The organism is Streptomyces sp. NPDC052301 (assembly GCF_044593395.1).
Classification (GTDB): domain Bacteria; phylum Actinomycetota; class Actinomycetes; order Streptomycetales; family Streptomycetaceae; genus Streptomyces.
In genome coordinates this window covers 138,758-153,310 of the sequence record NZ_JBIUBE010000003.1, presented here as the reverse complement: position 1 = coordinate 153,310, position 14,553 = coordinate 138,758, and the positions used below count along the sequence as shown (strand labels likewise).

Sequence of the window (14,553 nt, the reverse complement as noted above, 5' to 3'; positions counted from 1 at the left end):
ACGTACCGCTCATGGAATACGCACCGAATTCCCCATGTGCCCTCGACGAATCGACGAACAGGACCCGGACATGGCTTCCTCGGACCTCGCGCAGGCCCTCTCCCCCGACACCGCCCTCGACCTGGACTGCACACGCCCGCTCGACGCGGGTCTGGTCGCCGACGTGAACGCGCTCTGCGAACGGCTGGAGGACTCCACGGTCCGGCCGGTGGGCGTGATCCGGCTGCACGGCGCCCACGCGGCCCGCGACTGGCCCGGCCGCGTCGGCATCGACCTGGTGAGCCGCTGGGAGAAGGCCCTGCGCCGGCTGGAGCAGACCCGCGCCCCCCGGATCGTCACGGCCGAAGGTGTGTGCGGCGGCCTGGGTCTGGAGGTGCTCCTCACCGGGGACCACCGCATCGGCACCCCGGACCTGCGCATCGACGTGCCGGTGAACGACGGCGGGGTCTGGGCGGGCATGGCGGTGCACCGGCTCACCAACCAGCTCGGCGGCGTCCACACCCGCCGGCTCGTCCTGTTCGGTGCCGAGGTGACGGCCCGCCGGGCACTGGTGATCGGACTGATCGACCAGGTCGCCGCGGATCCCGGGGCCGCCGCCGCGAAGCTCGCCGAGCGGCTCGACGGGCTGGAGCCCGCGGAGCTCGCCATCCGCAGGCAGCTCGTGCACGACGCCGGGGTGACCGCCTTCGAGGACGCGCTCGGACGTCATCTGGCCGCGTGCGAACGGTCGTTGCGCCGTACTCGCGGCGAGTTCGCGGACGCCGTGTGAGGACGGGCACGACCACCGACTGCGAAGGAGGACCGACGATGACCGTCCGCACGGAGGACGCCGCCCAGCCGTGGCACACCCACACCCCGCTCTTCACCGGCTCGCTGCTCGCCGACGCGGGCGCCTTGATGGCGTACACCACGGGGGCGGAGAAACTGCTCGCGGACCTGCCGGTCAAGCCCGAGCGCGGCCCCGACCAGCAGCAGCTCGCCCAGGAGGTGATCGGTGAGCAGCGGCGGGTGCGCAGCGCGTTCCTGCGGCTGCACGCCGAGCGGGTCTACGAGGAGCTGACCGGCGGGCTGCGCGAGCAACGCGGCCTGTCGGAGCTGGTGTTCGCCGCCGCCGAGGCCTTCCCGGGCCTCACCCCGACCGAGGCGCAGATGGCGGCCGAGCGCGAGCTCGCCCAGGCCGACAAGGACGGCCGGGAGATCGACCAGGGCATCTTCTTCCACGAGCTGCTGCGCGCCCCGCAGGCCGGCCCGCACCTGCTGGAGGCGATGCTGCGGCCCACGTCCCGCGCCCGTTCCCTGGCCGGTGAGTTCGCCCGTACCGGCACCCTGGAGCTGGGCACGGTCCGGTTGGAGCGGACCGGGCAGGTGGCTCATCTGACGCTGTGCAACGGACGGTTCCTGAACGCCGAGGACAACCGGCTCGTCGACGACCTGGAGACGGCCGTCGACCTCGCGCTGCTCGACGGACAGGTGCGCGTCGGGGTGCTGCGCGGCGGCAAGATGACCCACCCGCGCTACCAGGGACGCCGGGTGTTCTGCGCCGGGATCAACCTGGTCGACCTGCACCAGGGCCGGATCTCGTACGTGGACTTCCTGCTGCGCCGCGAACTCGGCTACATCCGCAAGCTGATCCGTGGTGCGCGCGTCGACGACGGATGGCCCCGGCCGGTGGTGGAGAAGCCGTGGGTCGCCGCGGTGGACACGTTCGCCATCGGCGGCGGCATGCAGTTGCTGTTCGCCGTGGACCACGTCGTCGCCGCCGCCGACTCCTACCTCAGCCTGCCGGCCGCCCAGGAGGGCATCGTGCCCGGCATGGCGAACCTGCGGCTGACCAGCCTCGCGGGCGCGCGGCTGTCCCGGCAGGTCATCCTGTCCGGCCGCAAGCTGTGGGCGCACGAGCCCGAGACCCGGCTGATCTGCGACGAGATCGTCGACCCGAACATGATGGACGCCGCCGTCGACGCGGCGGCGACGCGGCTCGCCTCCCCGGCCGTGGTGGCCAACCGCCACATGATCAATCTGGCGGAGGAGCCCCCGGAGCACTTCCGCGCGTACGCCGCCGAGTTCGCGATGGAGCAGGCGCTGCGGCTGTACAGCCCGGACGTCATCGACAAGGTCAGCCGGTTCAGCGCGGGTGCGTCGGTGGCCCGGCGGACGGGGGAGCCGTCGTGAGGCCGGTCGAGGCGATGCTGGAGATCCTGCGCGACGAGGGCGTCACGAAGGTCTTCGGCAACCCCGGCACCACCGAACTGCCCTTCGTGGAGGCGGTCGCCCGGGACCCCGGCATCGAGTACGTGCTCGGGGTGCAGGAGGCGTCGGTGGTGGCGATGGCCGACGGCTACGCGCGCGCCACCGGGCGGCCCGCCTTCGTGAGCCTGCACGTGGCCGCGGGGCTGGCCAACGGTCTGGTCGGCCTGCTCAACGCGAGCCGGTCGCGGACACCGCTGGTGGTCACCGCGGGCCAGCAGGACCGCCGGCACCTGGCGCAGGACCCGATGCTCTCGGGCGACCTCGTCGGGCTGGCGCGGGCGGCGGTCAAGCACACCTTCGACGTCCAGCACGCGCACGATCTGCCGGGCATGCTGCGCCGGGCGTTCGCCCTGGCCGTGCAGCCGCCGGCGGGCCCGGTCTTCCTGTCGATCCCCATGGACCTGCTGGACGAGGAGGCTCCGCTCGGCCCGCCGTCGCCGAAGTCCGTGGTGTACGGCGCGGGCCCGGCGGCCGGCTGGCCGGAGGCCGCCGAGCGGCTGGCCGCGGCGCGCCGGCCGGCGATCGTGGCCGGGGACGGGGTGGGCCGGGAGGGGGCCGTCGCGGAACTGGTCGCGGTCGCGGAGGCGACCGGGGCGACGGTCTTCCACCAGCCGATGCACGACGGCGTCGACTTCCCCACGGTCCATCCGCTGTACGCGGGCATGCTCGACGCCCGCTACTCGGCGATCCGGGCCGCCCTCGACGGGCACGACGTGGTGCTCGTCGCGGGCACCCACGCGTTCATGGCCCACCACTACGAGCCGGGCTCGCCGATCCCCGAGGGCACCGAGGTGATCCAGCTGGACAGCGACCCGGGAGAACCGGGGCGCACGTTCCCCGTGGCCGTGGGGCTGGTCGGCGGGGTGCGGGCCACGCTCGCCGCGCTGGCGACCCAGCTCGCCGGGAAGGTGCCGGAGGCCGGGGACCGGATCGGGGAGGCGGGCCGCCGGCACGAGGCGGCGCGCGCCGCGGTCCGGCAGCGGGCGCTGGCCGCCCACGGCACCGCCCCGCTGGATCCGCTGGCCGCCGTGCACGCCGTGGTGGCCGGGCTGCCCGAGGACGCCGTCGTCGTGGAGGAGGCGATCACCAGCGGGCTGCTGCTGCGCCAGGTGCTGCCGCTGCGGCGGCCCCGCTCCTACGTGCACACCGTGGGCGGCGGGCTCGGCCACGGCATCGGCGCGGCCGTCGGCTCCCGGCTGGGCGACCCGAGCCGCCCGGTGGTCGCCGTACTCGGCGACGGCTGCACGCTGTTCGGGCTGCAGGGGCTGTGGAGCGCGGCGCACTACCGGGTGCCGGTCACGTTCGTCGTGATGAACAACGGTGAGTACCGGACGCTGAAGGAGACGGTCGTACGGCGGCACCGGGAGCGGACCGGCGGCGGGGGCGCGCTGCGCCTCACCCCGCCCCGGATCGACCTCACGCCGGCCGCGGCACTGCTGGGCGTTCCTACCGGGCCCGCCGCGGCGACCGCGGGCGCGCTGGATCTCACCCCGCCCGACCTGGACTTCACCCGGGTCGCCGAGTTCTTCGGCATCACCGCGGTGCGCGCCGCGACGGCCGGCGGGCTGGCCGAGGAGGTCGCCCGGGCGGCGGCGGGCACCGGTCCGGTCCTCATCGACGTGCCCGTGACGGGCCATGCCGACGGCGGCTGACGGGGCACCGGCGGCGCGCACCGGCCCCACCAGGACACGGCAGGACTCGGCAGGGCGACGACAGGGAGGAAGAAGGCATGACCAGTCTGCTCGACCCGGGCACGCTCACCGGAGCACCGCCCGACGGTGAAGGCGACACCGGCGGCCGGACCGTCGACGTCCTCGAACCCGCCACGGGAAAGACGCTCGCCACGGTCGCGGTCGCCGACGCGGCGGCCGTCGCCCGGGCCGTGGCGGGAGCCGCGCGGGCCCAGCCGGGCTGGGCCTGCACGGCCGCCGCCGAACGGGCCGCCGTGCTGCGCCGGGCGGCGGCGGCCCTGCGGGAGCACCGGGCCGAGGTGGCCGAGTGGTTGGTGCGCGAGGGCGGTGCCGTACCGGCGAAGGCCGAGGCTGAGATCGCGGACGCGGTGGAGGAGCTGTTCCAGGCGTCAGCGCTGCCCACCCAGCCGCACGGGCAGGTGCTGCCGGCGGAGCCCGGGCGCTCGAGCGTGGCCCGCCGGCTGCCGCTGGGCGTGGTGGGGGTGATCAGCCCGTGGAACGTGCCGCTGCTGCTGGCGCTGCGGTCGGTGGCGCCCGCGCTGGCGCTCGGCAACGCGGTGGTCCTCAAGCCGGACGTACGGACGCCCGTGTCGGGGGGCCTGGTCGTCGCGCGGGTCTTCGCGGCGGCCGGGCTGCCGCCGGGCGTGCTGCGGGTGGTGCCGGGCGACGCCGAGGCGGGGCGGGCGCTGACCGCCGATCCGGCCGTGGCGATGGTGTCGTTCACCGGATCCACCGCGGTCGGCCGGGAGGTCGGCGAGGTCGCCGGGCGCGGCCTGAAACGGGTGTCGCTGGAGCTGGGCGGCAACAACCCGCTGATCGTGCTCGACGACGCGGACCTGGACTCGGCGGTGGCGGCCGGGGCGTTCGCGTCGTTCCTGCACCAGGGGCAGATCTGCATGGCGGCCGGGCGGCACATCGTGCACGCGTCGGTCGCGCGGGAGTACACGCGTCTCCTGACCGAACGGGCCCGGCGGCTCACCACCGGCAACCCGTGGACGGACCCGGTGGACCTCGGTCCGGTGATCGACGCGGGACAACTGGAGCGGGTCCACCGGATCGTGGCCGACAGCGTCGCCGCGGGTGCCGGGCTGGCGTGCGGCGGTGAGCCGGACGGGCCGTTCTATCCGGCGACCGTGCTGTCCGGGGTGACGCGCACGATGCCCGCGTTCACCGAGGAGATCTTCGGCCCGGTCGCGCCGGTCGTCGTGGTCCGGGACGACGAGGAGGCGGTGGCCGTCGCGAACGACACCTCCTACGGCCTGTCGGCGGCGGTGCGCACCGGGTCGCTGGAGCGGGGGCTGAGGCTGGCCGACCGGCTGGCGGCGGGGATGATCCACGTCAACGACCAGACGGTCAACCACCAGGCGGTCGTGCCGTTCGGCGGCTTCGGCGGCTCGGGCAACGGCAGCCGGCACGGCGCACAGTTCGGGTGGGACTCCTACACCCGGTGGCAGTGGATCACGGCCCGCGGCACCGCGTCGGCAGGACGTCGGGAGTGACGGCGGCACACGGACGGAACCGAGCCCCGCTTCCCGGTGCACGGGGCGGGGCTCGGGTCGTGACGGGCTGGGACGTGCTGTGGGCGAGGAATGCGGGTCCTGGGGGTCAGGACGTGACGAGACGGCCGGGCCGGGCCGGTTCCGCTTCGGTCCGGGGACTGCGGCCCAGGATCTCCAGGAGGCCGTCCGGGCTCCAGCGGCCGCCGTACCCGGAGTGCAGGAAGGGTCCGCCGTGACCGGCCGGCCAGGTGTCGCCGAGGACGTCGAACGGCAGGTTCCGTCCCCGTGCGCACACCTCCCCCACCTCGCGGGGCTGCCGGGCCTCCCCCAGCACGCCCCGCACGCTCAGCCGCACGCCCGGTGCCGGGGCGAGGAGCGTGCCCGGGTCCACGGGCTCGTCCCGGTCGGCCGGGACCGTGCTCACCGCCCACGGCAGCACGCTCCCGGCGGGCGCGAACTCCGCGCGCAGTCCGGTGGCCGGCAGCAGCTCGGTGTGCCGGGTGAGGAGACCGGGCGGGCACGGGGCGCCGACCAGCAGCACCGTGCGGGGCCGGGGTCCCGGGGGTGCCGTCGCGAGGGCGTCGAGGACGTCGGCGTACGCGCCCGTCTCGCACACCAGCACGCCGGGGCCCGGGACGGCGGCCGGGTCCGGCTGGACGTGCAGGGTGCCCGCGGAGCCGAGGACCCACCAGAGCGCGGACAGCGCGGCCGGGCCGGTGGGGCGTTCGACGACCGTGACGAGGGGACCGCAGGGGCCGGTCCGGGTGGAGCGGGCGGCCATCGCGAGGTACCAGGCCCGGTGGTCGACGAGGTGGGCCGCCGGGCGGGTGCCGCCCTCGGGGGCCGGCAGCAGGTAGGCGGGCTCGGTGGGCGCGGAGCGGGGCAGCGAGCGGTCCACGGGCCAGGAGCCGATCTGCCTCCACACCTGCGGGTCGTCCAGCACCAGCCGGCGGGGCCCGCCGTCGCCCGCCCACGCCCGCTGCGTGGCGAGGCCGCACAGCACCACATCGGCGCCGCTGACCGAGGCGACCTCCCGGAGCCGGCCTGCCGGCGCGTCGACGGCCACCGGAACGCAGACGCCTCCGGCCTTCAGGACGCCCAACTGGGCCACCAGTGCCTGCCGGTGGTCGGCGCAGTGCACGAGGACGGGGTCGCCGAGCTGGACACCGCTGCGCAGCAGGGCCGTGCCGAGCTGGGTGGACAGGTCGTCGGCGGTGCCGTACGCGAGGGTGTGCGGGCCTTCCCGGACCACCGTGGCCCGCGGCCGGCGCCGTGCCGCACGGCTGAACAGCCCGTCGAGCGTCCGGGCCGCCTCACTCTCCCGGTCCGGCCGACATCGGAGCGGGGCGGGGCGGCCGGGGTTGCGCAGTTCGACCGGGGACATCGCGGTGCTCCTTGTGAGACGGGGCAGGTGAGGCGCCGGGACCGGAAGGGAGGGGGCGTGTGAGGGGTGCGGGAGGTGTACGGGCCGGAATTCGGGCTGCCGGCGCGTTCCCACGCGGTCGCGGGCCGCGGGCTGCTGCCGCGGCAACTGCCTTCCCTGCACGGGCGGGGCAGGCCGTCTTCGGCGGGGGCACCGGGCCCCGCCCCGGCTACTTCTGCCGGGTGACGGCAGCGACCGGTTCGCGTGGGGCCGGTTCCGGGACGACGACCGGCTTCGCGTACGTGCGGATCAGGAGGGGGCCGGTCATCGCCGTGGTGACCAGGGCCATGACCACCAGCAGGGAGTACAGGTCGCCGTCGAGGAGCCCAGCCTGCAGGCCGACGCCGAGGATGACCAGTTCGGTCAGGCCGCGCGTGTTCATCAGGGCGGCCAGTGCCGCGGACGGGCGGCCCGGCAGTCCGGTGAGCCGCGCGGCGAGGTACGTACCGCCGAACTTGCCCGCCACCGCGACCACCATGACGGCGCCCAGCTCGGCGGTCTGCGCCCAGCCGAACCCGCGCAGGTCCACCTTCAGGCCCGCCACCACGAAGTACACGGGCAGCAGCACCGACGTCACGGTCCGCGTGTGCTGCACCAGATCACCGCGCAGCCGCTCCGCCCTGTCGTTGGGCACGACCACCCCGAACAGGAAGGCGCCGAAGATGTAGTGCATGCCCATGGCCTCGGTCGCCGCGCCGCACAGCAGCGCCCCGATCAGCATCTGCGCCGACCACCACGGCGTGCGCGCGGAACGCCCGTCGTCGCGTCGCAGCCGCCTCTTCAGCCACGGCCGTACGACGAACACGAGCGCCAGAGCGAACGGCACCATCAGCGCCACCCGCCAGGCCCCGCCCCCGGCGCCGAGTGACGCCTGCACGCCGGCCAGCGCCGTCCAGGCGACGATGTCGACGATCGCGGCGGTGGCCAGGGCGAGGCCGCCGAGCGGGGTCTTCGCCAGCTTCCGGTCGGTGAGGATCCGGGCCAGGACGGGAAAGGCCGTGACCGAGACGGCGAGCCCGATGAAGACCACGAACGCGGCCTTCTTGTCGGGGTCGTGCCGGGTCAGCAGGAAGTAGCCGAGCCCGATGCCCAGCAGGAACGGCACCGCCGTGGAGCCCAGTCCGGCCGCCGCCGCGATCCGGCCCCGGCCGCGCAGCACCTGCCGTTCGATCTCCAGCCCGACGCCGAACATGAACAGCGCCACGCCGACGTTCGCCAGCGCGCCCAGCAGGGGCTGGATGTCGGCCGGGAACAGCGTCCTGGAGACCTTGCCGTCCAGCAGGGTCGGCCCGAGGACCACGCCGGCGAGGATCTCGCCCACCACGGGCGGCTGACCGATCTTCGATGCGAGGTGGCCGAGGCCTTGGGCGAGGACGAGGATCAAGGCCAGGTCGAAGAGGAATAGGGCTACCTGATGGCTGGTCATACCTGATCTGCTCCGCTTCCTGTGCGCGGGAGGGGCGGGCGGCACCGCGACGCGGGCGGGCCCGTGCCCGACCACTCTCCAGAACCGGCCTACAGACCGTCTGAACGGTCTCTGGCCGGGTGGCCGAAAGCCCGTGGCAGGCCTCCGCCTGCCGGGGCGGCGCGTGCGCGGGCGTGCCGAAGAGGTCTGTCGCGCGGTGCGTGGCGCACCGCGCGGCAGACCTCGACGGGTGTGCCGCTACGCGATCGAGGCGACGCCGCGCAGGACGCGCGCGACGGCCGCGCTGCGGTCGGTCAGCGGTTCGCGTTCGGCGCACTCGGCCGCGTACAGCCGCATCAGTTCGTGCAGCCGGTAGGCGCCCGCGCCGACCCGGACCAGGAAGTGGTGGTCGGCGAGCAGTTCCAGCCGGCCGACCACGTCCGGCTCGTCCAGACCGGTCAGGTCGGCCGCCGCGGAGACGGTGACCGGCCCGTCGCCGAACAGCCCGAGCAGCCGGAAGGTGCGGGCCGCCTCCTCGGGCAGTGCCTGGTAGGCCGTCTCGAACAGCGTGTGCAGGCTGATCGATCCGTCACCGCCCAGCCCGAGCCGGTCCATCCGGCCGTGTTCGGTGGCGAAGTGCTCGACCAGGGACGACAGCGGTACGTCCCGGTTGGCGGCCAGGGTCTCGGCCATGATGCGCAATTGCAGCGGCAGTCCCCGGGACAGTCCGACGAGCCGCCGGGCGACCGCCTCCTGGTGGCGCAGCCGGTCGCCGCTCAGGCAGCGCAGCAGCCACAGGGCGTCCTGGGTGCCGAGCGGGGGGAGCCGGAGCAGATGGGCGCCGTCGCGGACCGCCAGCCCGCCCAGCCGCTGCCGGCCGGTGCTGAGCAGACAGCAGGTCGGGCCCGGGATCAACGGACGTAACTGGTCGGCGCTGAGCACGTCGTCGAGCATCACGAGCATCCGCTTGCCGTGCAGCAGGCTGCGGTAGAGCGCGGCGCGGCCGGCCAGGTCGGCGGGCACCCGCGAGCTCTCCACGCCCAGGCTGCGCAGCACCTGCAGCAGGGCGTCGGAGGCGCTCAGGGAGCGGCCCTGCATGCTGGTGCCCTGGAGGTCGACGTAGAGCTGGCCGTCCGGGAAGTGCTCGGAGAGCTGGTGGGCCAGCTCCAGGGTGAAGGCGGTCTTGCCGACGCCGGCCGGGCCGTCGACCACCGCGACGGGGGTGGAGGCGCCCTGCCGGCCGTCGCTCAGCAGCCTGCGCAGCTGGGCAAGTTCCCGGGAGCGGCCGACGAAACCGCGTGGTACGGGCGGGAGTTGGGCCGGGCGCGGGGTCTCGGGCAGCACCAGGCCGGCGGCCGGGGCGGGCGGCGCGGGGTCGGCCGGTCGGGCGGGCTCCCGGGCCGGGCCGATGGGGCGCCCGGCGAGGATCTGCTGGTGCAGGGTGCGCAGTTCGGCGCCCGGGTCGATGCCGAGTTCCTGGCGCAGCAGCCGCCGGGTCTGGGCGTACACGTCCAGGGCGTGGGCCTGCCGGCCGCAGCGGTAGAGGGCGGTCATCAGCAGCCACCGCAGCTTCTCCCGCAGCGGCTCCTCGGCCACCGCGCCGAGCAGCACGGTGACCGCCTCCACGGGTCGGTCCGCCGCCAGCATGTCGGCGGCCCACTCCTCGACGGCGGTCAGCCGCAGGTCCTGCAGCCGGGTGCGTTCCATGGCGGCGAAGGGGCCGGGCACGCCGGCGTGCGCCTCGCCGTGCCACAGGGACAGGGCGGACTCCGCGGTGCGCAGCGCCTCGGGCAGGTTCCCCGCTGCCCGCGCCTGCCGTGCCCTGGTGTGCCGGAGTTCGAAGAGAGTGGCGTCCACGGCGCCGGGGTCGGTCTGCAGCACGTAGCCGCCGGCCGCGGAGACCAGCAGGTCGCCGCTCTCGCGCCTGCTGCGCTCCGGCTCCAGGACCCGGCGCAGTCCGGCGACGTAGGTGTGGACGCCGTTGGCCGCGGTCTGCGGGATGTTCCCGCCCCACACGGCGTCGATGATGTGCTCGACGCTCACCACGTCGCCTGCCCGGCTGGCGAGCAGGGCGAAGACGGCGCGCTGCTTGGGCGGTCCGAGTGCGACCTCGCGATCGTGTCGCCAGGCCCTCACCGGTCCGAGCAGCTGTACGTGCAAAGACTCCCCCGTGGTCGGCATCGCCTTGTTCCCTCCCTGGTGTCGTGGTCGTCGTAGGTGTCGGCACGCGCGCCGGCGGTTCACCGGGGCGGCAGGGGTCAGGCGCCGAGGACGGCGTGGTCCGCCGCGGCCCGGGTCCGGGCGACCAGGCAGGCGGCGACGCAGCGGAGCTTCTCCCTGGTCTCCTCCAGCTCCCGTTCGGGGCGGGACTGCTCCACGACGCCGGCGCCGGCCTGCAGCCAGGTCTCGCCGTCGCGGCGGAAGGCGCTGCGCAGGGCCAGCGCGGCGTCCATGGTGCCGTCGTGGGCGACGGTCATCACGGTGCCCGCGTACAGGCCGCGGGCGCGGGGTTCGCAGGCGGCGATGGCGTCGTAGGCGGCGGGCTTGGGCACACCGGAGGCGGTGACGGCGGGGAAGACGGCGGCGAAGGCGTCCCAGGGTCCGGCGTCCGCCGCCAGGCGGCCCTCGACCTTGGAGGCGAGGTGCTGCACCGAGCCGCGTTCCTTGACGACCATGTACTCGGTGACGACGACGGAGTCCGGCGCGCAGGGTCCGGCGAGTTCGTCGACGGCGACCTTGACCGAGATGGCGTGTTCGTGGAGTTCCTTGGGGTCGGAGAGGAGGTGGTCCTTCAGCCGCCGGTTCCGCTCGGCGTCGCCGGTCAGGGCGCGGGTGCCGGCCAGTGGCTGGCTGGCGACGCGGCGGTCGGGTCCGACCTCGACGACGGTCTCGGGGCTGAACCCGAGGGCCTCCAGGCCGCCCATGTCGAGCAGGTAGGACCGTGCGGGGGTGTTGGCGCGGCGCCCGGCGAGGTAGCTGGCGGGGAAGTCGACGTCGTCGGTGACCGGCACGACCCGGGAGACGACGGCCTTCTGCAGGGCGCCGGCGCGGATCCGGTCGACGACGGAGGCGACACAGGCGCGGTAGCGGTCGGCGCCGCTCTCGAGGTCGACACCCGCCGGACCGGCCCCCGTGCCGGGTCCTGGATCCGGTCCGGCCAGGACCTTGCCGACGGCGGTGAGGTCCTCGGCGTCCAGGGCGCGCACCTCGGCGCGCCGCCCGGTTATTCGTACCTCGGTCCGGGGGACGACGAGGTGGAGCAGGACGTCCTGGGCGACCGGGCGGCCGGTGAGGGCGTAGGCGAGCTCGAAGGCGCTCCAGCCGTAGGCGCGCCAGCCCTCGATGTCGAGACCGTCCAGGAAGTCCCGGACCTGGTCGAGCGAGCCGCCGCGCCAGGGCTGCTCGCTGGTGACGCCGCGGCTGGTACATCGCACGACGTCGGGGGTGAGCACGACTTCGGCGGCGACTCCGCCGGCCACCGACAGGGCGTCGGGGCCCTCGTAGACGACATAGGTGGAGAAGAGTCCGGAGGCGGCGAGACCCGCCGCCGCGGCCACGGGTTCCGTCGCGATATTCACGTTCGACGACTGGTACGCGAGCATGCCTATTTCCTCCTGCGCCATGGGACCGGGCTGGGGTACGAGCATGTGGTGTTGCGGCTTGGTCGCGGTGAAACCTGCTCGACAGGCAGGCGAACGCACCACGACGAGCGGACAGGAATACGAAGCTCCCGAATAATTCGATGTACAGAGAATCGAATTGTTGGAGATCGGGACGAGGGACCCTGCGCCAGGTGGGGTTTCGCCGGACATGGCGGCGTCACCTGCTGCGATGACACATAGGTGACCCAGGCACAGGCGTAGGTGAATTACATGTTCCACACGTCGGCGACGCGGCGTGGAATTAGTGGCTCCACATGCCGGCGAAGCGACATGGAGCAGTGCTCAATTCCGCGTTTCAACTAGAAACGGTGAGCCACGGACAAGGCAAGAGATACCCAACAAAAAACCACCCCCGGTTGTCAGCTCACCCGACAGTGATCCCGTTTTCTCAGGGAGTCGGTCGAACCAAGGGTCACATTACCTATCGCATGCAGGTCAAATCAATGAATCACCTTTACGTTCGAGGATTTGACTGTTTCTATACGCGTAGCGTTATGGAGGCCGGCGGCCTTCTCGCAGGCCGGAGCGCCGCTCACCCTGCGGCCATCGCACCCCCGGTACGCCCGGACGACACGCCGGGACGGCGGAGGCACCACTCGTTTTCAGCCACGAGCATCCGGGCCGTCACGCGGGGTGACCGTTCGGACACGACTCCTCCCTACTTTTTATACTCGTAAGTCTTACGCGTACAATAAATGTACTCCAGGCTCCGGCCGTTGTCACCCCCGGGCTCCGAGCAGGAGACGACGCCACGCCCTACGAGGGGAGAAGCACACGATGAAGCCCCGCAACGGCCGCCGCGCAGGACGGCCGGCACCGCTCTCGCAGGAGGCCATCGTCAGCGCCGCTCTGCGCATCCTCGACACCGAGGGCCCCGAGCAGCTGTCGATGCGGCGCCTGGCGAAGGAGTTGTCCATCACGCCGATGGCCCTCTACCACCACGTGCGCGACAAGCACGACCTGCTGCTCCTGCTGCTGGCCTCGCAGTCCCGCGACCGGCCCCGGGCCGCCCTGCCCGAGGAGCCGCGCGAACGCCTCCTGGCCGCGGCCCAGTTGCTGCACGACGTGCTCGCCCAGTACGCGTACCTGGACGAGATCCTGGCCTCCCCCGACCTGCTGGCCGTCTCCTCGGTGTGGATCATGGAGGCGCTCCTCGACGCGGCCGTGCAGTGCGGGCTCACCCTGGAACAGGCCGCCCAGGCGCACCAGGTCATCTGGCACTACACCGTCGGCCTGCTGAAGATCCGCAACACCCGCCGCCGGCACCACGCCGAACTGAACCGCCCCACCCAGCGCGAGCAGGTCTTCGCCACCCTCCCGGCCGCCGAGTTCCCCCGTGTCACCTCGCTCGCCGACCGCTGGTCCGAGCTGACCGTCCGGGACACGCACCGCAAGGGCCTGGAGGACGTCGTGGACGGCCTGCTCGGACAGTACCTGGCCCCTCCGGGAGACCTCACATGACCGACAGCACCGCACCGGTGATCGGCATCCTCGGCGGCTACGGGCGCGTCGGCGCCGCCGCCGCCCGCACACTCGCCGCCGAGGGCGGCCACCGACTGCGTATCGGCGGACGCGACGCGACCGCCGCCTGGTCCCTCGCACGGCGTCTCGGCGGCGACACCGAGGCCGCCGTGGTCGACACCGCCGACAGCCAGAGCGTGACCCACTTCAGCCGTGGCTGCGCCACCGTCCTCGACTGCACCGGCACGGCGTTCGCGCTGCGCGGCCGGGTGCGCCGGGAGGTTGCGGCGACGGGCGGGCACTACGTCGCCATGGCCGACGACGGCGCCCCACGCACCCCGTCCGGCCCCTGCACGGCCGTCCTGTTCACCGGCCCGTCCGCCACGTTCGCCGGCTGGCTGCCGCGCCGGCTCGGCGCCGGCCTCGCCGCCGCCCACCGGTTCACCGGCTGGTACGACGGACCGGGCACCGGCCCGCTGGACGCGGCGGTCACCTGCCTGCTGGGCCTGCGCCGGGCCGGACACGGCCCGCGCGCCGTCGACTGCCCTCCGCCGCCCGCGCCCTGGGGCCCCTCCTGGCCGCTGCCGGCGCGTCCCGGAACCGTCCGCCGCGGCCTGCCCGAGGAGTTACAGGAGCAGACGTACCTGCTGCGACTGGACACCGGCGCCTGGTACGAGGCGTTCCACGGGACCGCGGTCCCCGCCGTGCTGGACGCGTTCGCCGCCCGGAGCGAGTGGGACGACGACGGGACCCTGCTCGCCGCGGCCCAGCAGCTCGTCCGGGCCGGCCGCGGAACGCCCAGGGGCTCCCGGGGGCTGACGGTGTGTGGCACGCTGGACGGGCTCACCGCCGAGGGCACCGCCGTGCGCCGCGGCATGCTGCTGGGCTGCACGGAGCCGACCGCACTGCTCGGGGCACTCGCGGCCGTCGCCGTACGGGAGGTCACCGCGGGCCGGGTGCCGCCCGGGGTCCACTCCCTGGCCGCTACGCTGCCGACCGAGGACACCGACTGGATCAGCCGTCATCTGCCCCGTGCGACGGTACGCATGACGGAGGTCCTGACCGGTGCATCCGAGATGATGCCGTCGGCGCCGACGGCCGCCCCGCAGCCCGGGTGAGGGCCGCCGTCCCCGGCGGCCCGCGCCAGGGGCCCGCCGGGGGA

General features: G+C 74.2%; 10 protein-coding genes. 6 read left to right on the top strand and 4 right to left on the bottom strand.

Features of this window, described 5'->3' with window-relative positions; translation table 11 throughout:
* The first annotated feature begins 70 nt into the window (after nucleotides 1-70).
* The 4 genes from dpgB to ACIHEJ_RS08060 all read left to right on the top strand — a co-directional run bounded on the left by dpgB (nucleotide 71) and on the right by ACIHEJ_RS08060 (nucleotide 5,440).
* Nucleotides 71-769 carry an enoyl-CoA-hydratase DpgB gene (gene dpgB, locus ACIHEJ_RS08075; protein WP_400133097.1) on the top strand — a complete coding sequence of 233 codons (699 nt, stop codon included), beginning with the start codon at nucleotides 71-73 and terminating at the stop codon, nucleotides 767-769.
* A gap of 38 nt (nucleotides 770-807) precedes the next feature.
* Nucleotides 808-2,172, top strand: a complete 1,365-nt coding sequence (gene dpgC, locus ACIHEJ_RS08070; protein ID WP_400133095.1) for a (3,5-dihydroxyphenyl)acetyl-CoA 1,2-dioxygenase DpgC — start codon at nucleotides 808-810, stop codon at nucleotides 2,170-2,172.
* Complete coding sequence (locus ACIHEJ_RS08065) at nucleotides 2,169-3,902, top strand: thiamine pyrophosphate-binding protein (RefSeq protein ID WP_400133093.1); 1,734 nt, start codon at nucleotides 2,169-2,171, stop codon at nucleotides 3,900-3,902. Before dpgC ends, ACIHEJ_RS08065 begins: the two co-directional genes overlap by 4 nt.
* A gap of 77 nt (nucleotides 3,903-3,979) precedes the next feature.
* Nucleotides 3,980-5,440, top strand: a complete 1,461-nt coding sequence (locus ACIHEJ_RS08060) for an aldehyde dehydrogenase family protein (protein ID WP_400133091.1) — start codon at nucleotides 3,980-3,982, stop codon at nucleotides 5,438-5,440.
* Between the two features lie 106 nt (nucleotides 5,441-5,546).
* On the opposite strand, the gene ACIHEJ_RS08055 is transcribed toward ACIHEJ_RS08060, so the two are convergent.
* The 4 genes from ACIHEJ_RS08055 to ACIHEJ_RS08040 all read right to left on the bottom strand — a co-directional run bounded on the left by ACIHEJ_RS08055 (nucleotide 5,547) and on the right by ACIHEJ_RS08040 (nucleotide 11,870).
* Nucleotides 5,547-6,824, bottom strand: a complete 1,278-nt coding sequence (locus ACIHEJ_RS08055) for an AMP-binding protein (RefSeq protein ID WP_400133089.1) — start codon at nucleotides 6,822-6,824, stop codon at nucleotides 5,547-5,549.
* Between the two features lie 208 nt (nucleotides 6,825-7,032).
* The gene (locus tag ACIHEJ_RS08050) at nucleotides 7,033-8,289 is read right to left on the bottom strand and encodes a cation:proton antiporter (RefSeq protein ID WP_400133088.1); all 1,257 of its coding nucleotides are present in this window, start codon (nucleotides 8,287-8,289) and stop codon (nucleotides 7,033-7,035) included.
* A 237-nt stretch (nucleotides 8,290-8,526) separates the two neighbouring features.
* Entirely contained in the window at nucleotides 8,527-10,449 is a 1,923-nt protein-coding gene (locus ACIHEJ_RS08045) for a BTAD domain-containing putative transcriptional regulator (RefSeq protein WP_400133086.1), read from the bottom strand.
* A gap of 77 nt (nucleotides 10,450-10,526) precedes the next feature.
* Nucleotides 10,527-11,870, bottom strand: a complete 1,344-nt coding sequence (locus ACIHEJ_RS08040) for a salicylate synthase (protein ID WP_400133084.1) — start codon at nucleotides 11,868-11,870, stop codon at nucleotides 10,527-10,529.
* 837 nt (nucleotides 11,871-12,707) lie between these two features.
* On the opposite strand from ACIHEJ_RS08040, the gene ACIHEJ_RS08035 reads away from it, so the two are divergent.
* Together ACIHEJ_RS08035 and ACIHEJ_RS08030 are read left to right on the top strand one after the other, a co-directional pair.
* On the top strand, nucleotides 12,708-13,391 hold the full coding sequence (locus tag ACIHEJ_RS08035; RefSeq protein WP_400133082.1) for a TetR/AcrR family transcriptional regulator: 684 nt from the start codon (nucleotides 12,708-12,710) through the stop codon (nucleotides 13,389-13,391).
* Nucleotides 13,388-14,509: a hypothetical protein gene (locus tag ACIHEJ_RS08030; protein WP_400133080.1), complete on the top strand. Its 1,122-nt coding sequence runs from the start codon at nucleotides 13,388-13,390 to the stop codon at nucleotides 14,507-14,509. Before ACIHEJ_RS08035 ends, ACIHEJ_RS08030 begins: the two co-directional genes overlap by 4 nt.
* Nucleotides 14,510-14,553: the final 44 nt, after the last annotated feature.